This is a genomic window from Mobiluncus curtisii subsp. curtisii ATCC 35241 (assembly GCF_000146285.1).
GTDB lineage: Bacteria > Actinomycetota > Actinomycetes > Actinomycetales > Actinomycetaceae > Mobiluncus > Mobiluncus curtisii.
The window spans coordinates 1,352,436-1,374,018 of sequence record NZ_GL385912.1 but is presented as its reverse complement, the minus strand read 5'-3'; the positions used below and the strand labels follow the sequence as shown (position 1 = coordinate 1,374,018).

Genomic DNA, 21,583 nt, shown 5'->3' with positions numbered 1-21,583 from the left:
CAGGATTGTGCTGACAATCTCACTATTGCTCCAAAGCCGTTCGGTAAACCCCCGTTTTGCTTTAGGAAAACTCAGCTTAATAGCGCAAATTTCGCGAAAATTGATGACAGTTTTCAGCCCCTTTTAAGAATGTCAAGCTGAGTTTGTCACCTCGAGCGCAGGTAGAAAAACGGCAAATAAACGGTAAAAACAGCGGTTTTCTGCAAATCTGCCCAGTAATTTTCGCAAACCTGAAAGAAACCTTAAAAAGGGCACCTGAACCTGGGAGCGAGTGCCGATCCCCACCCTTTTGCCCTCTATACCGCGTCAAACTACCGACGCGTGGTTAATCCCTGGTCAAAACACCTGCGCAGTCGCACACATAATGCCTGCCCTAGCAGTACGCGAAACGCAAGCTGACATTTCCAGGGTTTCTTCAGTCTCAGACCGTTACAGTTTTAGATTAGAAATCGCACAAGACGCGAGATATGAACCAGAACTCCGAAAACCCGCGAAAATACTTGGTGAAAGAATTTATAAAAAGAACTTGTGATTTCCTGAAGATGAGGTATAGTTATCAGTGTAGCGCGGGTAGGCGCTGGAATTTTCCGTGATGAGAACCCGTGAACTAAAAAAACTGGGAGGAACCATGCAGATGCAAAAGAAAGGCGTGATGACCGCGGTAGCGCTCGCCATGCTGGTGGCTTTGAGCACCCTGTTGCCTGCGCAGGCTGCCGACCGAGAAGCCAACCTGAACGGAAGTACGCAAGTGCAGCCCGTAGAGATTTCTTACGGTAGCTACGAACAGGTTCTGGTTGAGGTCAGCGCCGACTAACACGGTACGCGAAAGCCTCTTGACCCGCCGCAATGCGGTGGGTCTATTCTTTTACTGCGCTTTTGTATTTCAGGGTTAAAGGGCATTTCACCGGTTTAAACGGCATTTTGGCGCTGTCGGCTCGTCTGTAACCAAGTTGGGAGCTTGCAAACTGATGACCCGCAAAGCAAACCCCGCCATAGAGAGTCCTTTCAATGACGCCGTTGCTCACGCCAGTGGATACTTGCCACACTCGTGACCCCGCGAATTTGCGCACGATAACCGGTTCAGGTAGTATCTTTTGGTGCCCAAAGGGCCTATAGCTCAGTTGGTTAGAGCGCAGTCCTGATAAGACTGAGGTCGCTGGTTCGAGCCCAGCTAGGCCCACCAGCCCCGAAATTTCGGGGTTTTTTCATACAAAACGGGGCTATAGCGCAGCTGGTAGCGCATCTGCTTTGCAAGCAGAGGGTCGGGGGTTCGAGTCCCCCTAGCTCCACCATTAGGACGCTCATTTCGATACAAAGTGAGCGTCCTATTTTTATACTACTGGGCGCGGGGTATTCGCTTGCCAGTGCAAGTTTCTAGATTCCGCTCACTCACTTGCTTGCCTATACAGGAACCGCTAACGCGGCGCACTTAACGCTATTCCTAGCGGTCGGGCGCACACTTGGCCTGAGGCACTAAAAGGTCTCGCTGACGCTAAAAGGTTGGGGTAAAGGACAATGGGGGTGCGGATTGTTTTTTGGACAGTTTTAGACTACCGGCTGGTAGTGGTTTCTGTATTGTTTTATGGTTATTCCGCCGAGGGTGAGTTTGATGCGGTGGTTGTTGTAGAAGTGAATGTAGCGTGTAATGGCTGTTTCAAGCTCGTTGGCACTTGTCCATTTGTATCCGTAATACATTTCGTTTTTCATTCGCCCGAAGAGGCCTTCACATGCAGCATTATCGGGTGAGCATCCTTTTTAGACATTGACTGGGTGATGTGGTGGCATCGTAAAAACGCTGCGAAATCTCCGCCCCGGTAGTGTGATCCGCGATCAGAGTGAATTATCAACAAATTATCGCTAATGGGTTCTTCAAGAGCCATGTTCATTGAAGTCATTACTATCTCATTACTGGGATGGCGCCCGGTAGCCCACCCGACTATCTTGCCGTCAAAACAGTCGATAATAGCTGAAAGATACAGTTTCGATTCCGCCGTGATGAACTCGGTTATATCTGTAAGCCATAGCTTGCCAGGGGCATTGGCGTGAAAGTTACGCTTTACAAGATTTTCAGGAGCAGGCGCTATCTCACCGTTATAGCTAGAGTAACGCCGTTTCCGACACGGATAACGCACAAGGATTTTATCTTCGCTAATAATCTTGCGCACCACTTTCTCGCTGACTCGTATTCCACGAGCACGCAATACACACCAGTTACGACGATACCCATAGGTGTAGAAAGACTCAGCAGAAATAGCGGCAATATCTTTACGTAACTGACAATACTTATCCCGGCGAGCCATTGCGTGAAGCTGGTAGTAAAAACTTGAGGACGACAACCCCACAACATCAAGGAGCATTCCCAACGGATATGTACCTCTAAGAGCGTCCACTACCTGCGCTTTGTGACGATTCGTCAAAGCTCCGGGCAGGACGCTGACGTCTTTTTTTATTAACTCCAGTTCCTGATCCATCACCGCCTTTTCCACGATTAGCTTGGCTGCTAAGCGTTTCAACTCTTGCGGATCATCAGGCAAAGACGCCTCTAGTGACTTAACGGTAGGTAACTTAGCTGCTTACCCTCGTTCCTTTCTACTCATTAATCCCCACTCTCCTTCCTGCCGGTATCGCTCCACCCAACTGTATACACTCATCGGGCTACGCAAACCCAGCTGCGAAGCGATTTGCCCAGGACGCGCACCCTTGCTAAACATCTCAACCGCGCTAAGCTTTGTCTTAAAAGGATAATGAGTAAGTCTTTGAGCCCGCTTAGGCTTAGAAACCGGCTTTCCCGCCTCCCGAATCCATTTATGCAACGTCCAACGCCCAGGATAACCCAGCAACAAAATCGTTTTAGTCACCGACCCCGTACGCCTATACACCTTCAACGCCTCACGACGCTGCTCCCGAGAATACGAAACATTCATAAAACACTCTCCAACAATCCGTCCGCACCCCCATTTGTCCTTTAACCCCCATACTGCTGGTGTCTCATGGAGTTGTGGTGTTGATGCCGGCGCGCGCCGCGATAATGGCCAGTTGCCCCCGGCTTTTGCATCCAGTGTGGGCAAGTATTTCGGAAACATAGGAACGGACAGTGGCGGGAGACATATAGAGCTCCTTGGCGATTTCCTTGTTGGTTTTGGCGTCGAGTAACTGGGCGAATACCGATTTGAAGCGTCCAGGTAGGGTGTCCACCGCGTCGATGAAGTCTTGATATTGGGCTTGGGTCAGTGATTTCTCGGTGTAAGACTGGGTGAGGATATCCGTGGGTCGCGAGTCATAGACGGCCTGTCCGGATAGTGCCTTTTTGATATATACAGCCACCTCAGCTGGGGTGGTGTTTTTGGTGAGGAATCCTTGGACACCAACCGCGAGGGATTGGGCGAGGGCGTCTTCGTGTTCGAACGCGGTGAGCATGATGATGGTGGTTTGGGGGTAGTTTTTGCGAATTAGTTTTGCTGTTTCGATTCCGTCTAAGATGGGCATGTCCACGTCTATGAGCGCCACGTCGATACCCCGGGTCATCTTGGTCAGGGCTTCGGCGCCGTTGGGGGCAGTAGCAACGACCTCGATACCGTCCTCGCCATCAAGTAGCCTAGCGAAGCTTTCTTGGATGACCAGGTCATCGTCGGCTATGAGTACGCGGATGCCCTCGCTCATTATGTTTGTGTCCTTCCATCGGTGGGGATGAGCGCCCAGAGTATCCAGCGGGTAGCATTACGACTGTATTCTAATTCGCCTCCGTGCAGAGTGATTTGGTGTTCGAGGTTGGCTAGACCGAAGCCTCCGGTGATTCCAGTGTTGGCGGGGGTGTCGCTGATGGGGTTGCTGGTGGTGATGGTGATGGCTCCGTCTGGTTCTCGGGCTACTTCTAGGCTGGCGGTGGTGTCGGTGGGGGCGTATTTCAGGATATTCGTGGCGGCCTCGCGGATGACTAGGCAGGTCAGGAGGGCTTGCTGGCGGGTGGTTTGCTCATCGAGGTTTTCACTCACGTCGTTTTGTAGGGTGATGTTCCTGGTGGAGAGCATTTTGGTTACTAGGGATACGGTTTCGGTGATGTTGGTTCTCCCGGATTCGGTGTCGAGTTGCAGAATAGTGGGTTTGATACGTTTCGAGGTGGCGATAGCCTGGTTCGCCAGTGCCGTGAGTTCATCTGGGGTGGGGGCGGCTTGCTGGCTGAGTTCCTGTGCCTTAATCGCAATATGGGCGAGGTCTTTGGCTATCGTGTCGTGCAGCTGAACCGCCAACTGTTTACGTATCAGACTACTGGCCTGACGTGCTTCCCGCCTTGCCTGCTCTGCCTCTAGGCGTGCTTGCTCGGCTTGCTTGCGGTTGTGCTCTGCTAGCGTGTTGGCTTTAGCGGTTTTTAGTCGCAAGTAGCGGATAGCGAGCCCTAAGGCTATGGTCACGCCGGAGCCGAATATTGCTCCGATGACCTGGAGGCTCGGGTATGGAGAAACCGCGATTAGACTCACTTCGGTCGCGAGGAGCAGCAGTAGCCCCGGTATTATCCAAGACCGCACCAACCACACCCCGACCAGCACGTATATGCCGAGGGTGGGTGTTGTCAGTGACCCGAATAGACCGAAATAAATACAAGACAGAAGAATGAAAAGTGACTCGAAGTACGGTGGAAAAATCCCGCACAGGGCGAGTGATACCATCAACACAAGCAGGATAATTGGAGAACTTGGTTCCATGACACGGTCAGAAAATGTCCCCATGATGGTTTCGGTCATAAATGAGAACGCTGCCGTAAAGGTGAAAATCGCTGTCAAAATAGCTGGGTGGGGTTTAAAAATAGGGAAAACCCAGCGGAGAAGGCTTTTGAGTTGATGTCGTTTCATTCTGGTTACGTTCTTGTGCATGTTAGTGATGGGGTAAAAAGCACGCAGCAATTTTCATGATACCCAGTCCTTCCGCCTAAAAATCGAGTTTTGCCTGCATTCTAGTGGAGCGAAGTGATGCTGGGTATCGTCAGGTGTCGGTATAAAAATACCGACACCTGACGATAGCGCCGACGGTTGCGCGTGTGATTCACTGAGAATAGCGGCGAAAAATCGTTGCTGACACCAACGGATGACTTGGGCATTCGGTGAGGAAGAGGTGGATTATGGAAGAGGAAATTTCGTCATTTGACGGCTCGCGCAATGGTGGATCCGATCGTGGGTCTGGTTCATGGATGTTCCGAGGAAGCTCACGGGCTACTTCGCTGGTGATGATCGTGGCGTTGCTTAGTGGTGTAGCATTATGGGTTCCGGGGCTGACAATGTTTAGCGGTATATGCTTCGTCGTAGCATTTGTTTGTGCATTGATCGTTGTAATCCACTCAGTGAGCTGTCGTAACTGAAGCGTCCTGGGTTTTGTTCCGCTTCTTATGTGGGTGCTAGTTGTTTAGCATGGGTTTGATTATATTGGGTTATCACTTCCTCGGGAGTGGAATAATCTAGCGATTCGTGGAGACGCTGGTGATTCCACCAGTACACCCAGTTCAGGGTCGCCCATTCGACTTCGGTGCATGAGCGCCAGGTCTGGGAGTAAATCAACTCGGTTTTGTATAGCCCGTTGACGGTCTCGGCTAGCGCGTTATCGTAAGAATCCCCAATAGTTCCGATCGATGATCTAATCCCTGCATCTGTTAGGGCGAAAAAAGCTGATGCCAGTTTCAGAATCTCGTTCGTACGTCTGAGTTCTGCGTTTTCTTTACGCAGACGTCGTATCTCGGCAGACTCCTCCCGACTAACCCCCGGGTCTTTCTCCCCGGTCTATCTCGGCTTGAACAACCCAGCGACGCAATGATTCACGACTCACACCAAGCTTTAACCCGGTATCACTAATAATCGCCGCTCTCGAACCAGAATCATCCCGAAGCCAGTCAAACACCAACCCAACAGCACAATCCCTAAACTCCCGCGAATACTTCCTAGGCATAAAACAATCCTCTCAAAAAAACCTAGGAACAAAACCCGGGACACTTCAAGTCGCGATTTCCCTGGTATTTTTCGCGTTTTCCACCGTGCTGGGCTGGGCGTATTACGGCGAGCGGTGCATCGAACGCCTGGCCGGGCTGAAAGCCGTGGCGGTCTATCGAATTGTGTTCGCAGTGGTGTTGTTCGTGGGATGCATTTCTTCCATCGAAGTCGCCTGGGTTTTGGCCGACATTTCCAATGCCCTGATGGCAATCCCGAACCTGATTGGGCTGGTACTGGCCTCCGGGCTGATTGCGCGAGAAACCCGGGATTACCTGCGCCGCGACCCGAAATTACGAGCCGCCGGGTAGCTGGAGTGGGCGCGTCGATGTTAACACTGGACAGCGTGAGTGCCCGCTTAATTTTGGGCGCGAAAGGGTTTTTGCCTCGCTGTCGCGCGACTCACGCGAAACGCGGTAACTCGGCTCGCCAAATCGGCTACCGGTGTCCCCGCCGCGAACTGTCCGAATTCCTTTAGAGCCTCAGAAACCGCATCCGCTGCATTCTGATCTACATACGACACAATCCCTAACACTGTATCCGCATCCAGCCCGGCGTCAGACGCGAAATCCACCCACTGTGGCTCCCGGATAGCCACGAAACGATATTCTCCGCCTATCTGCATCGACGAGGACAAACGCTCGCTCCTCTCGGGGTCAACCTTGTACAGGTACGAGGCCACATCATAAGCGGGAGCAAGCGAACACCCCTTTACAGTTTCGAGCATCGAAAAGTTTTTACCATGAGCATCAGTGCCCGCCACCGCAATGTTGAAAGCCAGCTGTTTTACAAACTCCAACATGTCTTGCACACTCGCATATTTACGTATGGTCCGGGCAATAGCAACAGCAGTTGGCCCCCCATTTTGCTCATATTTATATGCGGGCATACAGCGCAGAATCTGGCAAAAATCCTCCTGGTGAAACCGTTCTACCCCACCATCAGAAGTAACCGCACGGTCGTAGCGTTCGATAACACTAGCCCGCACCCCACCCACCATCTCAATCGTCTCCACGCTAGCCTTGACACCAAGCCTACGCATCGCCGACAGACACACCGCCTCATTCACATCAGAATAGGCAAAATCACTGGAAATCTGAGGTTTAATAATATGCGTGGAAGGAAAACACCCCTGCGGCAGACACCACCGCCCATCAGGAGCACGATACAACGCGGTCTTGCGCTGCTGACCGGCAAGAGAAAACTTACCGGGGGCATCCTCATCCTGTCCCGCTGAGGCACCCCACACACCCTCCTCGCATGACACATTGCGCATTAAATCTTCTAGTTGGCGCCCGGATAGTGGCACAGCCCGGTCAGGCAGATTCTGTGCAAGCGGACGGCCTGGAGGTGTGAACTGGATAGCCCCAGGCGCGTCTTTACCCATAACCGCCAGCATTCCGAGAACATTCCCACCGGGGATACGATATTCCCTCTCCCAGACAGCCCTGGTCATATTGTTCTCAGGAAGCAAGCCTTCCAGAAATGGCCTAGCGTCATATTCCGGGTGTTGACGAGGCAAACCCAGGGAAATATCCTGCCCATCCCAGGATTCATCGTAGGTGAACGCTATAGTGCGGTCGGCATGAGATTTAAACCTGCCCACCCTATGCCCAAACAGGTATGCGTCTAGTTTTCTAAGCATCGCTATCCGCATCCTCGCTCGTGTAATAGGTAAGGTCTTCCACCCCGAGCGCATCAAGTACTTTCAAAGCTGTATCTAAACGCACCGAGGGCGCCCCGGATTCTAGCCGCGTGATAGCTGGACGAGTCACCCCCGCCATATCCGCCAACCGCTGCTGGGTTAACCCGAAAGCCTGACGGTGAAATCTTACTAGCTGCGCGAATTTTGCCGTATCACTAGCAACCACTCGAGTAATAACCGACTTCATATCTTCATGATACGTTATCGATACACAAAGACGCAATAAACCACCCAGGAACCTCCGGTTTTACATCAGCAGGTAGCAGGGATTTAGCTCGAATCCAAGGGCTGAAAGGATACGTCACCAATATCCCGCTATCTGTATCAAAAAACCGGGGTAACAACCAAAAAACTCGTCCGGATGCTACGGCCTTTACGTGAAGTCACCATAAGCCTGCCCGGAGGCCAACAAATCACAGCCCAATCCAAGATCAACCCCCAAACCCAGAAAATCCTAAACAAACTGGGTCACTAAACTTGTGCAACTCAGGTGATAGATACAAACTGAATGTGACCAATACCAGCAGAGGAGCTCGGCTACGCAAAAAGATTAGCTAGCAAAAACTCGAAAACGTGTAGAAAATCATCTAAAAGTTCTTGAACTGGTCTACAACTCGCGGACAATCCCACACTCCGACTGGCACCTCATGAAACCAACCATACCGACCGATGCTCCACGCACCAACAACTACAACCGCACCGGCACCTCGCAGACGAATCCCTTGAAACCATGGTTGCAATATCCGTGCGGGTGGTGGAACAGGTACGCCTGGTGGTAGTCCTCGGCCAGCCAGAACTGCCCGACCGCATCGGCATCCAGGATCTCGGTGGTAATCGCCCCGCGCCCCGCGCCGGCCAAGGTCGCCCCGAAATTGCGTCGCGACACTTCAGCCAGTTCACGCTGTTCCGGCGTGGTACAGATAACCAGCGAACGGTACTGACTGCCCCGGTCGTTACCCTGCCGGTCACCCTGGGTCGGGTCGTGATTTTCCCAAAACACTTTCAACAGTTCCCCGGCGGTGGTCGCGGTGGGGTCGAATACGACCCGCACGGTTTCCGCATGCCCGGTGATCCCGGTGCAGACTTCCTCGTAACTGGGCGTGGGCTGCTGTCCCGCCATGTAGCCCACAGCCGTGTTGATTACCCCCGGCTGGGACCAAAAAATCCGCTCCACGCCCCAGAAGCAGCCCATCGCGAAATAGATTACTTCGTGCGGTTCCGGCCACGGTCCGGTTATCGAGGTGTGGAGGACGGGGTGAGTGGTTTCTTGCTTCGTTTCATGAGGTACCATCATGTGTTACAGTTTGCCACACACCTCCGAGTCCGTCACGAGATATGCGGTCGGCGCAGAGTCCGACACCGTGGCCGACACCACAGCAGACACCCTGGCAGAAAACGGTGAATATTTTGGGTTTACGAGGAAAAATCCCCGCATAACGCAGTTTTTTCGCTCACTTCTGCCAGGTACCCTCGCTGGGGTCAGCGAGAAATCGCCGGGGTTCATGAGGTGCTTGCCGGGATTCCGGGCGTTTCGTGTCAATGGCGGACACTTTTCGACTGGTAAGTTTTCGGTTTGCGCAGGTCAGGGCGTTTTTTGGGAGTTTGTAGACTGGGGAAAACCGCTAAATGTGTCCGTGTTTACCTCGATGGACATATAAGGGCTTTGCTACAGCGACCTCGCTATTCAAGGGAGTTACGGCTAAAACGGCCAATCGTGGCCGTTTCTTAACGCCTTCACGCTGCAACTGCGTCGATGTGCGGGCTACGCCCGCGCGCCGCAGCAGGTCAGGGACCTATCTCGTTATCAAGGTTTCTCAATAAGGTGCTTATGTGTCCATGATGAGAGTCTTGGGGAAAAATTTTACTTTCATTTGATAGACCCTGTGTTCAATTTGGGAGTGCGACTTCCTTTAGGGCTGTGGGTGTAAAGAAAAACTTCCAGAAAGGAAGGACACACTCCGGCTGGCACCTCATGAACCCAGTAGCGCCGCGAAGAATATCGGCAGATAGGTCACCTGGCCTTGGGTTTCTATGTTTGGGCGCGCCCCCCGGCCGGTTTCCGCCAAGACAAAAGCGCGGTCAATCGTATACTTCGGTTCCGCCAGCGCCTTGTCCAAGGCGGCATGAGTCCGATACGAGACCCCGGATTTCACTTCCAAGGCGGTAATCTGACCGGAGGCATCCTCTAGCAGAAAATCGAGTTCCCCGATTTTCTTGGAACTGAAGTAGCGCAACGCATAGCCCTTGCTGTGCAGCTCCTGAGCCACCGCGTTTTCGTAAATTCCACCCAGATTAATCGCCGTGTTCGGTTGAAGAATGCCAGACAGCATGGTTTTCGGGAACGCAGAGTTCAACAGTCCCACATCAGAGCTATACAGTTTAAACAGGTTGCGTTTCACCCCCGCCAGCAGTGGGAAAATCGGGGCGGAAACATTGTAGGTCGGCAAAGCCACCCCCGCTGCTTCCAACCACAGAAAATGCTGGTCAACCTGGGTAAAGCGCTTCACATCCCGCAAGTCACTGATTTGGAATCGACGGTTTTGCCGGCTCAACTGGGCGGGAATCAACTGGAAAATATCGGCCAGGATTAGGCGCAGCTCATCAGGCGCATATTTCACAATGTCCTGGGCGTAAAGTTGGCGAATATTTCCTTGAATCCGGCGCACCACATCCATGTCCCCAGTTTCCACAAAATGCGCCACCGCGTCGGGCATTCCCCCCACCAGCAGATAACGATGCCACAAATCAATGAAGCGGTCGTAGATAAAATCCTGAACCGGGCGCAAGTCATCCAGACACTGTTGCAAAACATCAAAGAATTCAGCGGACACACCGCACGCCTGGCAGAACTCCTGAAAATCCAGGGGATACATCTTAAGCTCTGTCACATAACCAATAGGCAAAGAGGGAATAGCGCGCAAACGTGTCCCCAACAGCGACCCGGAAAGAATAAAGCGATAGTCATATTTTTGCACCAGGAATTTAATAAAACTGACCACAGCGGGACATTCCTGGACTTCATCAAAAATCACCACTGTCTGCCCCGGCACCAGTTCCACATCACTAGCCAGCGAGACACGCAACATTAAGTCTGCGGCATTAGTGGCTTGGTTGAAAGAATCTCGCGCATCGGGCTGTTCCAGCAGGTCAAAAGCCACCACTCGCGAGAAATTATCCCGCGCAAAGGTGTTTATCAGGAAAGACTTTCCCACCTGACGGGAACCAGTCACCAGCAGGGCTTTGCCGCCATCATCCGCTAGCCACTCATGAAAAGCCGCTAAAACCCGCCTGACCAGCACACACACCACCCACCTAACACTTTTCAAGATTTCAATACGGCATTATTTTACACTTTTCAGGATTTCAAACCTGGCAATACCGACACTTTTCAGATTTCAGCCTGACTCCGGTGTCGGCACCGTGGCGGGAAACGCCAGATTCTTTGGGTTTGCGCGGAAAATTCCTCGCAAAACACAGTTTTTTCACTCATTTCTGCCAGCAAACCATGGATCCGAATGAAGGACAGAGTTACTGGCCGATTTTGCTAATCAAATTGTTCAGATCGTCATAGCGGCTGGCCTTGCTGGTGGATCCCAGGCTGACAATCAGGTAATCGTGGCCACTCTTGGCATACAGGATGGCAAGATTGTGGATTTTCCCCAAAGACCCGGTTTTGAGGCCGGCGACTTCCGGGATGTAATAGATGCTTTCCGGGTTGAGCATTTGGTTGGTGTTCACCATCATGAGGTGCTGGCCTGATAGCGGGGCGATTGCATAGCGCTGCGACTTGACGATGTCGCGAATCCACTGGCGTGAAAGGAGTTTTTCGCTTACTGCCGCGATCTCACTTGGCGTACTCACCGCCCTGGGGTCATAGCCACTGGGGTCATTAATCCGGGTATGCGACCAGCCCTGTTTTTTCAGGTATTCAGCCAAATCAGTCATAAACAGGTCAATCCGCTGGTCTGTCCCGGCGGTTCCCGGATGCGTTTTCCCGCCGCAAAACTCCGCCACGGCATAAGCCGCGTCATTGCCGGAAGGTACCAACATCGCAGCTAGCAGATCTTGTAGCCGGTAGGTTCCGGGAACAATCCCGGCGAGCGAGGATCCCGGTTTCGCTTTCGTCAGGGCTTCGCGGCTGACGGACACTTCATCGTTCGGGTCGGCGACAGCCAGGGCATATTCCGCCACAAACAGCTTTGCCAGGCTGGCCGGCGTGATTTCAGTGTTTTCCCCGGCCGCCGCGATTCGCTGCTGCGAGGCCTCGTCGATAACAACATAGCCTTTCCCGGTATAAGGCGTACCGTCAATCCCCACGGTTGTCGGTTTGGGGTATATCCAGACCCGGATTACGCCCCGCCCCGCTGGCGTAGCGACCACCCAGGCAAAAATGGCAATCACAACCACCGCGAACACTGCGGTCATCTTTTTGCGTCTGCCCTTCATCAAAACACCTTCTTTTGTTCTATTCAAGTTCTATTCACTGCGATTGTTGACCGGTTCGCTGCTGCGACGCAGGGCTGGCACCAACAGGAGCATGGCCAAACCAGCCAGAATCAGCGCCACCAACAGCGCCAGGAAAATAGCGGGAGTGAAGCTCGCTTCGAGCCTGACCGAAAAGATGTGCATCATCATCCATCCCAGGCCGAAACCCAGACTGGCAGAAAGCAGCGCGATTGCTCCCAGCGGCGCGATGGCCTCCACCAGCATCATGCGGGCTAGTTGGCTTACTTTCATCCCGCAAAGCCGCAGTGTCAACAGGGAGCGATGCCGCTCCAGCAGTCCCGCATAGGTGGAAACCAGCATCGAAATCACCGCAATCAGCAGCGTCAGCCCCATGCCGATCCACACCAGTGTTGTCATAAGACTGATGAGCCCCACGTCCGTGGTGACGTTCACTTCTGTCGCCACGTTCATGAGTGGCATGGAGAATTCCGGCATAAAGTCCGTGGTGGCCAGTAGGGTACGCAGGCGTTCCAGGGCACGTGAGTCGCGTAGGCTGACCAGCACAGTGTAGGCATCATGCCTGGTTTCGGGCACGTAGTAGCGTTTCACCAACGTGTCAAAATCCGCGCGGTTTTTCGCGGGGATGAGCCGAGAGGCCTCGCCGGCACGTGCCCATAAGTTGACGCCCAGTAACCCGGATTTGCAAGGCGTAGCAACGTAGGCGCTCGCAGTCGTACACGGCACCAGACTCCAGGTTCCCCCTACGAAAGGCACGGCTTGGGCTTGAGCCACGTAGGATTGGGCTTGCAGTTGCGCGGCCAGGTGGACGGCTGCGGATTGGTCTGGAATCTCGGATATGGCTACCGCGCCTTGTTTCAGCGGGGTGTGTTCGTGAGCGATGGCATCCAAGACCTTTCCGGTTTGGGAGGTGGCGGTCAGGAAGAACGTGCCCGCGAACAAGGCCAGAATCACGCCGGAAACCGAACGTGAAATCTGGCGGGAATGGGCTGCCACATAGCGCGTACTAATCAGTTCCGGCGCCCGCCGGCAATGTTTTGCAACCACCCAAGCCAACAGCTGGATTACCAGCGGACTTACCAAAATCAGAGCAATCATCATTAAAACCACATCAGCCAGCAGCCAATAGGCGTCAAGGCGTGTCCCCCGGTTCGGTTTCACGCTGACCACCAGATAGATAGCCAGGCCGATAGCCACCGCCATCACCAGGATGCGCACCACACCGGTTTTTCGGGTCACGATTTTTCTGGTTACACGCTGGTGGCGCACCACCCCCAGGGGCGTGGCGACTACCCCGCGCATCCCCTGCGAAGTAGCCAGAACCGTGATGATGATAGTCGCCACAAAAACCAGCGCACACTGCCAAGGCGCGACCGTCAAGTCAGACAGCCACAGGCGCCTGCCAGCCAGCGAAACAGCTCCCAGCCACGGCCGGATTGCGCTAAACACGCCCAAGCCAAGCAGAAAGCCCAGTACCGCCCCCAACAGGGCTTCGGCCACAAGAATCTGGAGAATCTGGTGGCGCGTAGCACCCACCAGGCGCAAAGCCGCATAGCGCTGTTCCCGCTGGACGCTGCCCAGGGCGGCAGAAATTGCAATCAGCAGCAAAACCGGGAACAGCAATACCACCAGGCCAATCGACAAGACGGCCTGGTTCACTGCGCTGTTTCCGGCCGGCGGCTGCGGGGTGTCAAAGTCTGCCACGTGCACGGCGGTTTTATCCCCAGCGAGATTCTTGCCGATAAACACCAGCAAGTCATCCGGGCCACTGGTCAACTGATACGGTAGCAATCCTTTGTTGACGTGCCCGAAGCGGGTGGTAATCGCCGCTTCCGGGTGCGTGGCCACCAGGCTTTGCACGCCCAGCGACATCAGGTATTCCCCCGGTTGAGGCCACTTTACCCCGAACAAATCGGGCGCGTGCTGGGTTGCTGAAGTGTCCACATAGGCCGCGTGGATTTGTTTACCGTCCACAACGAAGAAGGGGTTGTCAACCAGGCTAATCAACACTGCATCTGTGGCACCAGCTTTGGCATCATTAGTCGCTTGGGATTTGTCCGCGTTGTCGATTGCTCCCTGCCAACGCGTTGCAGTCGTGGAGCCAAAAGCACCCCAAAACGCGGCGAACACCAGTATCAGGCACATACAAAATCCCACTGCCGCACTGACCAAAGCCAAGCGACTCTTGGACTGACGCAACGAACGGCAAGTGAGCATCCAGGCGAGGTACATGGCTATACCTCCACCAAGCCGTCACGCACGATTATTTCACGGTCGGCATAGGCTGCAACGGTAGGTTCATGAGTCACCAGTACCACTGTCAACCCCCGCACGCGCACCAAATCCACCAGCAAGGTCATCACCGTCTCAGAATTCAGGGAATCCAAGGATCCGGTGGGTTCATCGGCGAACAGCACTGCGGGGCGCGGTGCCAAGGCGCGGGCGATAGCGATTCGCTGGGCTTGCCCGCCTGAAAGCTCGCCGGGAAGTGAATCCGCGTGATCTTCCAGGCCTACAGTCGCCAACCATTCGTGAGCCTGGGCATACGCGGTTTTCTTCGCGACCCCGTTCAAAAGCAGTGGCACTGCGATGTTATCCACCGCTGTCAGCTCGGGAACCAGTTGGGAAAACTGGAATACGAAACCGAAATCCGTGCGGCGCAACACCGTGCGCTGCGCATCGCTCAAGCTGGTGAGCTCACGGTCATTGTAGGACACCGAGCCCGAATCTGGCAGTTCGATTCCCGCCAAGGCGTGTAACAAGGTGGACTTGCCGGAGCCCGAAGGCCCCATAATTGCCAAGATTTCACCGCGCGTTACGTCCAGGGACACGCCACGCAGTGCCGGGGTAAGCCCGTAGGTTTTCTTTAGCTCACGGGCGCAAAGTATCGGGGTTGTCGGCGGGTTCACAGTTGCTCCTTTAGCGCATCCAGACGCGAGGTCGTCAAGGAAATCCAACGCAAATCCGCGTCAATGTGAAAAATCGCCTGGTCTAACAGGAGTTTCTCGGCCAGACTGGCATGCTGTTTACGAGCCGTAAGCTCGCGCATCCGCTGCTGATGGGCTTGGCGCTGGGCTTTCAGATACAGAGCCGCATCCCCATTGATTAACAGGGCCAGCACCGTCTTGAGATACAACTCGGATTGTAGGGTGGGGGAAGGAATCAGCGGCGTGCGCAACCATTCCACCAGTTCTTTTTCGCCACCCGCAGTGACGGCATAGCGGGTGCGTGCGGGTCCGGCTGGGGCTCCGCTGTCGGCGACTTCCATCACCTTGGCATCCCGCGCCAAACGCGCCAAGGTGGAATACACCTGTCCCGCCAGGATTGGCTTATCGCCAGCAAAATAGTGGTCGTATAGTTTTTTCAGTTCATAGCCGTAGTTCGGCTCGCGCGTCAACAGTCCCAACAAACCGTATTTCGTTTCCACCACGCCTCCTATACACTCAGTGACTAGCCGCAACTATTCACCAAGTGTATAGCTTTACGGCATCGGTTACAACAGGCGGTTTCATGAGGCGCCAGCCGGGTTCGCGGGTGCTTCGCCTAAACCGGCCAGCCATAGCCATTTTCTAACGGCTACGCCGTCTTAGCGACATTTCTTCCTCCCAGGTATGGGATAAATATGGGATAGCTCTATTGTCAATGGCAGTTGCAATACCAACAAAAACAGCCCGCCACAAAGGGCGGACTGTGCTATATTGCCTATGCGTAGTTACGGGATTGCTGGTATTAATACAAAGGTGAGGGCTGTGGAGACTGAGAAAATATGCCTGTTTTCCCTTGTTATCAAGCTAAAGTAGGGATTCAGAGCTTGCTCGGCTGCATCTTCTGACAGCGTCGATTTGAGCCTCTGGACCTGAATCATGTAACTTTAGTGGCCCAGCTTGTCTAGGATTTTTTGGGCTTGTGGGGTGATGGAGTCGCTGGATTGGATTTCGTGGCCTTGGTAGAGGATGGTTTACTCCTGGATAGGTCGTAGGATTCGGACGTATTTTTTCGCTGTGATTCCGGTCTTTTGGTGCAAATACCGGGAAACAGCTAGGGCGGCCATGACCACAGTCAGATGCGCGTCGATAGCGTCGCGTTGCCGGTGGAATATCGGGCGGGCACGTAAATCGGTTTTGGATATGCGTCAAGGATTGCTCTACATGCCACATCGTGATAGGAGGCGATGACTTCACCAGCGGGCATGAGCGTGGCGGGGAGGTTAGTGACATAGCCTTTCAAGCCTTCTAGCCGCTGGGCGCGCTCAAAAGCCTTAGAATCGAAACTACAGCCACTGCGGGTGGTTTTGATGAACCGGGGTTTACGCGCGGGTTTCACCCCGTCTATCGCGTCTAGGGCGCGGCGGCGCTGCGCCTCCAGAGTGATAGCGTCTCTTTTAACGCGTTTAGTGGAGTACCACCACAAGACTCGCCAAGACTTGCCCATCGAGGGATTCCACACCGGCTCGGCTTTAGTGAGTTTGCTGTTGACTTTCATGTTGGCGTGCCTAGGAGTCACGGTGTCGATAATCTGGCCATCGGCGAGCAAGTCACCATTCCAGTGGAAATGGGATTCTGAAGCGTCCTGGGTTTTGTTCCGTTTCTTATACGGGTGCTAGTTGTTTAGCATGGGTTTGATTATATTGGGTTATCACTTCCTCGGGAGTGGAATAATCTAGCGATTCGTGGAGACGCTGGTGATTCCACCAGTACACCCAGTTCAGGGTCGCCCATTCGACTTCGGTGCATGAGCGCCAGGTCTGGGAGTAAATCAACTCGGTTTTGTATAGCCCGTTGACGGTCTCGGCTAGCGCGTTATCGTAAGAATCCCCAATAGTTCCGATCGATGATCTAATCCCTGCATCTGTTAGTCGTTGACTGTATTTAATGCTTACGTATTGAGAACCATGGTCAGCGTGATGGATTAGTCCTGCCAGATTGTCTTTAGCGCATCCTATCGCCTGTTCTAAGACCTCTAACGGCAACGCCTCAGGGGCATAGTTGACCTAGCCCAGCCCACAATCTTGCGTGAATACACGTCTGTAACAAAAGCTGTGTACACGAAACCCGACAAAGTTCTGACATAAGTAATATCCGCGACCCACAGCCGGTTTGGTCTATCTGCAGTGAAATCGCGGTTAACCAAATCCGGGCGTGTATCCGGGCGGGGTGAAGACCGGGTAGTCACCGGTTTACGGCCTTGGTGTGCCCCATGAATCTCGGCCAGGCGCATCAATCTGCCAGTCTGTTCCCGCCCGATATCCCATCCAGTCCGGCGCATAGCGTGCCACATTTTACGAATCCCGTAAACACGGTAATTCTGGTCGAAAATCTTCACGATTTCCTCGATTAACAAGGCATCTCTCAATTGCCTAGCGCTCACTTTTCGGGTCTTTGCCGCCCGGTAACCACGCGAAGTGATAAAGCCCCCAACCGTGTGTTCTCTCATAACCCGGCAAATACGCTCGACCGAGAAACAATCACGATACTGGTCAATAAACGCAATCATTTCATCCCGGGGTGGTCGAGTTCTTTGGCGAAAAAAGCCGATGCGAGCTTCAAACTCTCGTTAGTACGTTTAAGCTCCGCGTTTTCTTTACGCAACCGCCTTATCTCGGCAGACTCCTCCCGACTAACCCCCGGGTCTTTCTCCCTGGTCTATCTCGGCTTGAACAGCCCAGCGGCGCAGTGATTCCCGGCTGACACCGAGTTTCAGTCCGATATCGCTGATAACCGCCCATCTCGAAACCCCAGAATCGTCTCGAAGCCAGTCAAACACCAACCCAACAGCACAATCCCTAAACTCCCGCGAATACTTCCAAGGCATGAAACAACCCTCACAAAAAACCTAGGAACAAAACCCAGGACGCTTCGGCATCTCATGATGAGCTACGTCGACGACACAACGCAGGGGTTCCAGGCTGCGGGGGTTTTTTGATAGATTCAAGGCATGACAAAAACCCCTGAAACGCCGGACCTGTTGGTGGTTGGTACCGGTTTATTTGGTCTCACCATCGCCCGCGAAGCCGCAGAAGCTGGATATAAGGTTGTCATGATTGACCGACGGGCACACTTGGGTGGCAATGCCTGGTCCGAGCCCGAGCCCCAGACCGGCATCGAAGTTCACAAGTACGGCGCTCACCTGTTCCACACTTCCAACCAGCGCGTGTGGGACTACGTCAACCGCTTTACCAAGTTCACACCTTATATCCACAAGGTTTACACGACGGTCCATGGCGAGGTTTTCCCCATGCCGGTGAACCTCGGCACCATCAACCAATTCTTCCATGCCGCCTACACCCCCGACCAGGCGCGCGAACTCATCGCCCAGCAAGCCCAAGAAATCCAAGGCGAGGACGCCAATGAAAACTTCCGCACCAAAGGCATCTCCCTGGTCGGAAAGCCCCTATTCGAAGCCTTTTTCGAGGGGTATACCGCGAAACAATGGCAGACCGACCCGACCGAGCTGCCCGCCTCGATAGTCTCCCGCCTGCCCGTTCGCTACAACTACGACAACCGTTATTTCAACGACACTTACGAGGGTTTACCGGTTGACGGCTACGCTGCCTGGCTGACGAACATGGCAACCCACGAAAACATCACGGTTCACCTGGACGTGGACTTTTTCGACGAACGCCCCGAAAACCCCTGGGCAAAATCCGCTACCGTGGGACGCATTCCCGTCGTTTACACCGGACCAATTGACGAATACTTTGCCTATAGCGAGGGCGAGCTGGGATGGCGGACCATTGACCTGGAACTGGAAGTGAAACCGACCGGGGACTTCCAGGGCTGCCCGGTGATGAATTATGGCGACCCCGCTGTGCCCTACACGCGCATTCACGAATTCCGCCACTTCCACCCCGAACGTGCCGCCCGCTACCCCACGGACCAAACCGTCATCGCCCGGGAATATTCCCGCTTTGCTCAGCGTGGCGACGAACCCTACTACCCCATCAATAAGGAAACCGACCGCCACCGCCTGTTGAAGTACCGCGAACTGGCAGCTGCCGAACCAAACGTGCTGTTCGGTGGACGTTTGGGCACCTACAAATACCTAGATATGCACATGGCTATTGGGTCTGCCCTGTCGCGTGCCGAAGCGGTGGTATTGCCGCATTTGCGCGGGGAACGCCCCACTATTTCCTTTGTACCAGGGCAGGACGAGTAACCGGGAAGGTGTTGCTTTAACCGGTGAAAATTCAGATATTTCGTTACCATTAACTCAGGCAAACTCGAGCCACCGGTAACGGCACCAGCCAACCAGCTCGGGAACCTGGCGAAATATGCGCACCCCGACCCCGGCTAACCTGCACCAGCAGGTCAGCCTCTATCGAGAGGACAGCTTTGGAACATAACCTCCCCCTCGCCATCACCCTGCAGGTGATTGGGTCGTTCTGTTTCGCCCTGGCTGCCCGCTATCAAAACAGCGCCATTCGCCGTGAAGTCAAACACAACCAGAGTCGGCGTCGCCTGAAATCTGCCCAGCTCATCTCGAGCCTGAAAAACCGGCGCTGGTGGCAAGGATTAGCCCTGATGGGAGTGTCTCTGGGGTGTCAGATTACGGCGCTGTTCTTTGCTCCCGTCACGGTGGTGCAGCCCGTGGGGCTGTTGGCTTTTCCGTGGTCCATGATTTTGCAGGCGCGAGTCACTCGCCAACGCATCCGCAAACGTGAGGGTGTTTTAGTAGCGATGACTGTGCTGGCGACCGGGATGTTTACTTTCCTGGTGTCTTACTATTCCGCGCCGGATCAGCCTTTGACCACCATAAAGGTCTTTATTGGTGCCATCACGATTTACATTCTGGCAGGTACTTTCGGGACGTTGGGCGCAAAAGGACCGCGCGTGTGGCGCTCGTTTTTTTGGGGCAGCGGTGGGGCTATGTTTTATGGTCTAGAAGCGTCCCTGGTGCGCACCCTCATCATTTTTGTGCGCCAGCATAACTGGATAGATAACCCGATGTTTTGGGCAGTCCTGTTCGTTTTGGTCATCGGCTCCATGACTGCCGGGTGGATGGTGCAGCAGGGCTACGCCACCGGTCAGGCCGAACTGGTCGTCGCGTCGATGACAATTACCTCTCCCATCGTGGCGGTCTGTTTCGGTATCGCGGTGCTGGGAGAAGGCAAGAACTTCACCGGTGAAGTAACCCTGGGGATTATCATCTGCGGACTGGTGGCTATTGCCGGCATCATCGGGCTGACGCACTTGAAAGCCCATCAGCCTATCATCTTGGAGCATACCGCCGGCATCCCGATTGTCTCCGGGATGCATCTAAACCAGGGTTCTGAGTCAGCAAATACTCCTGACGAGCACAGCACGCCAGACATGCCTCAAAGTTAGTTAAACCGGTAGAGGTGCTGCGCCAGACGGTAGGTTTTAACCGCAGCCCATTTCAGCGGTGCTTTGTTCACGCTGGAACCCCGAACTAACGGGTGGCGCTTTAAGTTACGTGCCATACGCGGGCTCTTAGCATAGATGTGTTTCCACATATCTTCGCGCATCCGCATCGCTTCATTATCGCCGCGCAGCAGCGAAAATGCCGATGAAGCCGTGATAATCAATGCCAAGAAACCTTCCATGTACTTTGCCAAGCGCGGGTTGGGAACGTCATCGGGCAGGGTGTAGGCATCAACCAGCGCCTTGGTCACGCGCATCTGTTGATCGAGACGACCCAGCATGACCGTCTCGTTCACGGATTGGTCATCGCGACCGATAAAGTAGTGATACAGGTCAACCGGTAAATAGTAGAGTTTCTTTACATAAGGGAGGGGAACGTAGACAAAAATGTTGTCTACATAGAACGTGTGCTTGGGCATCACCATGCCGGATTCGCGCAACACCTGGGTGCGATAGACCGTGGAGTGCATCAGGATGTTTTGTCCCACCCCGAAGTTTCCGACCTGATTCCAGGTAATTATCCGGTTTAGCGGCAGGGCGCGGTTATAGCGGATGACTTTACGCGAACCTGTCAACACGTGCTCGTAAACGTAATTACAGACAACCAGGTCAACCCGTTCTTTGTGTGCTAGAAACGCACGAAGCTTGGACATCAGCAGGTTTAACCCCACCCGATCCAACCAGTCGTCGGAGTCAACCACCTTAAAATAGTGACCCCGAGCAGCCTGCAGACCTGCCATCACCGCACCGCCGTGACCGGCGTTCTCCTGGTGAATGACCCGAACTTTATCGGGCATAGCTTGCGCCCACTTGTCAGCTTTCGCCCCGGTGTGATCCTTGGAGCCATCATCGACGATGATGATTTCGGTGTCCTCGCCTGCCCCAATCATGGAGGAAATGCAGGCATCCATGTAATCTTCGGAGTTGTAGCACGGAATGACAAAAGTCAGGGTAATGTCACGATCTGCCAGGTCATCAGTACGGTCATCGGTTTGCGCGGTATTATTCGTTTCTGCCATCAGGTTCTCTCACTAGATTTTCGTAGTTATTTCATCGGTTGCCGG

The 21,583-nt window shown here is 53.9% G+C and carries 19 protein-coding genes, 2 tRNA genes and 4 pseudogenes; 8 read left to right on the top strand and 17 right to left on the bottom strand.

The window, feature by feature from the left end:
- Nucleotides 1-628 precede the first annotated feature (628 nt).
- From HMPREF0574_RS06035 to HMPREF0574_RS06025, 3 genes are all read left to right on the top strand, one after another.
- Nucleotides 629-814 (top strand): hypothetical protein, encoded by a 186-nt coding sequence (locus HMPREF0574_RS06035; protein WP_013188883.1) that lies wholly within the window; start codon nt 629-631, stop codon nt 812-814.
- Between the two features lie 292 nt (nt 815-1,106).
- Nucleotides 1,107-1,183: transfer RNA gene (locus tag HMPREF0574_RS06030), tRNA-Ile, on the top strand.
- Nucleotides 1,184-1,216: 33 nt separating this feature from the next.
- A tRNA-Ala gene (locus HMPREF0574_RS06025) sits at nt 1,217-1,292 on the top strand.
- Nucleotides 1,293-1,545: 253 nt separating this feature from the next.
- On the opposite strand, the gene HMPREF0574_RS09925 is transcribed toward HMPREF0574_RS06025, so the two are convergent.
- The 5 genes from HMPREF0574_RS09925 to HMPREF0574_RS06000 form a co-directional block, all read right to left on the bottom strand.
- A complete protein-coding gene (locus HMPREF0574_RS09925; RefSeq protein WP_370446368.1) occupies nt 1,546-1,695 on the bottom strand; it encodes an IS3 family transposase in 150 nt (49 codons plus the stop codon).
- An 8-nt stretch (nt 1,696-1,703) separates the two neighbouring features.
- Entirely contained in the window at nt 1,704-2,534 is an 831-nt protein-coding gene (locus tag HMPREF0574_RS09735) for an IS3 family transposase (RefSeq protein ID WP_004007830.1), read from the bottom strand.
- Nucleotides 2,535-2,573: 39 nt separating this feature from the next.
- A complete protein-coding gene (locus tag HMPREF0574_RS09920) occupies nt 2,574-2,924 on the bottom strand; it encodes a terminase gpP N-terminus-related DNA-binding protein (protein WP_004007829.1) in 351 nt (116 codons plus the stop codon).
- Between the two features lie 64 nt (nt 2,925-2,988).
- Complete coding sequence (locus tag HMPREF0574_RS06005) at nt 2,989-3,660, bottom strand: response regulator transcription factor (RefSeq protein WP_004007828.1); 672 nt, start codon at nt 3,658-3,660, stop codon at nt 2,989-2,991.
- Nucleotides 3,660-4,523 (bottom strand): sensor histidine kinase, encoded by an 864-nt coding sequence (locus HMPREF0574_RS06000; RefSeq protein ID WP_236585964.1) that lies wholly within the window; start codon nt 4,521-4,523, stop codon nt 3,660-3,662. The genes HMPREF0574_RS06005 and HMPREF0574_RS06000 overlap by 1 nt, the downstream gene beginning before the upstream one ends.
- A gap of 85 nt (nt 4,524-4,608) precedes the next feature.
- Here HMPREF0574_RS06000 and HMPREF0574_RS09835 point away from each other — a divergent pair, with 85 nt between their 5' ends.
- A complete protein-coding gene (locus HMPREF0574_RS09835) occupies nt 4,609-4,836 on the top strand; it encodes a hypothetical protein (protein ID WP_236585965.1) in 228 nt (75 codons plus the stop codon).
- A 539-nt stretch (nt 4,837-5,375) separates the two neighbouring features.
- Here HMPREF0574_RS09835 and HMPREF0574_RS09525 read toward each other — a convergent pair.
- A pseudogene (locus HMPREF0574_RS09525) lies at nt 5,376-5,642 on the bottom strand (integrase core domain-containing protein); the annotation flags it as partial.
- A gap of 194 nt (nt 5,643-5,836) precedes the next feature.
- Between HMPREF0574_RS09525 and HMPREF0574_RS05995 the strand changes: the two are divergent.
- On the top strand, nt 5,837-6,280 hold the full coding sequence (locus tag HMPREF0574_RS05995; protein WP_345908452.1) for an alanine:cation symporter family protein: 444 nt from the start codon (nt 5,837-5,839) through the stop codon (nt 6,278-6,280).
- A 47-nt stretch (nt 6,281-6,327) separates the two neighbouring features.
- On the opposite strand, the gene HMPREF0574_RS05990 is transcribed toward HMPREF0574_RS05995, so the two are convergent.
- Together HMPREF0574_RS05990 and HMPREF0574_RS05985 are read right to left on the bottom strand one after the other, a co-directional pair.
- Complete coding sequence (locus tag HMPREF0574_RS05990) at nt 6,328-7,614, bottom strand: type II toxin-antitoxin system HipA family toxin (protein ID WP_081439167.1); 1,287 nt, start codon at nt 7,612-7,614, stop codon at nt 6,328-6,330.
- Nucleotides 7,607-7,861, bottom strand: a complete 255-nt coding sequence (locus HMPREF0574_RS05985) for a helix-turn-helix domain-containing protein (RefSeq protein WP_004007824.1) — start codon at nt 7,859-7,861, stop codon at nt 7,607-7,609. The genes HMPREF0574_RS05990 and HMPREF0574_RS05985 overlap by 8 nt, the downstream gene beginning before the upstream one ends.
- Nucleotides 7,862-7,981: 120 nt before the next feature.
- On the opposite strand from HMPREF0574_RS05985, the pseudogene HMPREF0574_RS09915 reads away from it, so the two are divergent.
- A pseudogene (locus tag HMPREF0574_RS09915) lies at nt 7,982-8,149 on the top strand (IS1634 family transposase); the annotation flags it as partial.
- A 213-nt stretch (nt 8,150-8,362) separates the two neighbouring features.
- Here the strand turns inward: HMPREF0574_RS09915 and msrA are convergent.
- The 8 genes and pseudogenes from msrA to HMPREF0574_RS09615 form a co-directional block, all read right to left on the bottom strand.
- The gene (gene msrA / locus HMPREF0574_RS05980) at nt 8,363-8,968 is read right to left on the bottom strand and encodes a peptide-methionine (S)-S-oxide reductase MsrA (protein WP_004007823.1); all 606 of its coding nucleotides are present in this window, start codon (nt 8,966-8,968) and stop codon (nt 8,363-8,365) included.
- Between the two features lie 676 nt (nt 8,969-9,644).
- Nucleotides 9,645-11,000 (bottom strand): ATP-binding protein, encoded by a 1,356-nt coding sequence (locus tag HMPREF0574_RS05970; RefSeq protein WP_248612670.1) that lies wholly within the window; start codon nt 10,998-11,000, stop codon nt 9,645-9,647.
- Between the two features lie 202 nt (nt 11,001-11,202).
- On the bottom strand, nt 11,203-12,120 hold the full coding sequence (locus HMPREF0574_RS05965) for a D-alanyl-D-alanine carboxypeptidase family protein (RefSeq protein WP_004007820.1): 918 nt from the start codon (nt 12,118-12,120) through the stop codon (nt 11,203-11,205).
- Nucleotides 12,121-12,150: 30 nt separating this feature from the next.
- Complete coding sequence (locus HMPREF0574_RS05960) at nt 12,151-14,370, bottom strand: FtsX-like permease family protein (protein ID WP_004007819.1); 2,220 nt, start codon at nt 14,368-14,370, stop codon at nt 12,151-12,153.
- Nucleotides 14,371-14,372: 2 nt separating this feature from the next.
- Nucleotides 14,373-15,047: an ABC transporter ATP-binding protein gene (locus HMPREF0574_RS05955; protein ID WP_004007818.1), complete on the bottom strand. Its 675-nt coding sequence runs from the start codon at nt 15,045-15,047 to the stop codon at nt 14,373-14,375.
- The gene (locus HMPREF0574_RS05950; RefSeq protein ID WP_004007817.1) at nt 15,044-15,568 is read right to left on the bottom strand and encodes a PadR family transcriptional regulator; all 525 of its coding nucleotides are present in this window, start codon (nt 15,566-15,568) and stop codon (nt 15,044-15,046) included. The genes HMPREF0574_RS05955 and HMPREF0574_RS05950 overlap by 4 nt, the downstream gene beginning before the upstream one ends.
- A gap of 441 nt (nt 15,569-16,009) precedes the next feature.
- Nucleotides 16,010-16,698: pseudogene (locus tag HMPREF0574_RS05945) on the bottom strand (IS1634 family transposase); the annotation flags it as partial.
- Nucleotides 16,699-16,726: 28 nt separating this feature from the next.
- A pseudogene (locus HMPREF0574_RS09615) lies at nt 16,727-17,949 on the bottom strand (IS3 family transposase).
- A gap of 123 nt (nt 17,950-18,072) precedes the next feature.
- On the opposite strand from HMPREF0574_RS09615, the gene glf reads away from it, so the two are divergent.
- On the top strand, nt 18,073-19,293 hold the full coding sequence (gene glf, locus HMPREF0574_RS05930) for a UDP-galactopyranose mutase (RefSeq protein WP_004007813.1): 1,221 nt from the start codon (nt 18,073-18,075) through the stop codon (nt 19,291-19,293).
- A 176-nt stretch (nt 19,294-19,469) separates the two neighbouring features.
- On the top strand, nt 19,470-20,462 hold the full coding sequence (locus HMPREF0574_RS05925; protein WP_004007812.1) for a DMT family transporter: 993 nt from the start codon (nt 19,470-19,472) through the stop codon (nt 20,460-20,462).
- Here HMPREF0574_RS05925 and HMPREF0574_RS05920 read toward each other — a convergent pair.
- A complete protein-coding gene (locus tag HMPREF0574_RS05920; protein ID WP_004007811.1) occupies nt 20,459-21,538 on the bottom strand; it encodes a glycosyltransferase family 2 protein in 1,080 nt (359 codons plus the stop codon). The two genes, HMPREF0574_RS05925 and HMPREF0574_RS05920, sit on opposite strands and share 4 nt — an antisense overlap.
- Nucleotides 21,539-21,583: the final 45 nt, after the last annotated feature.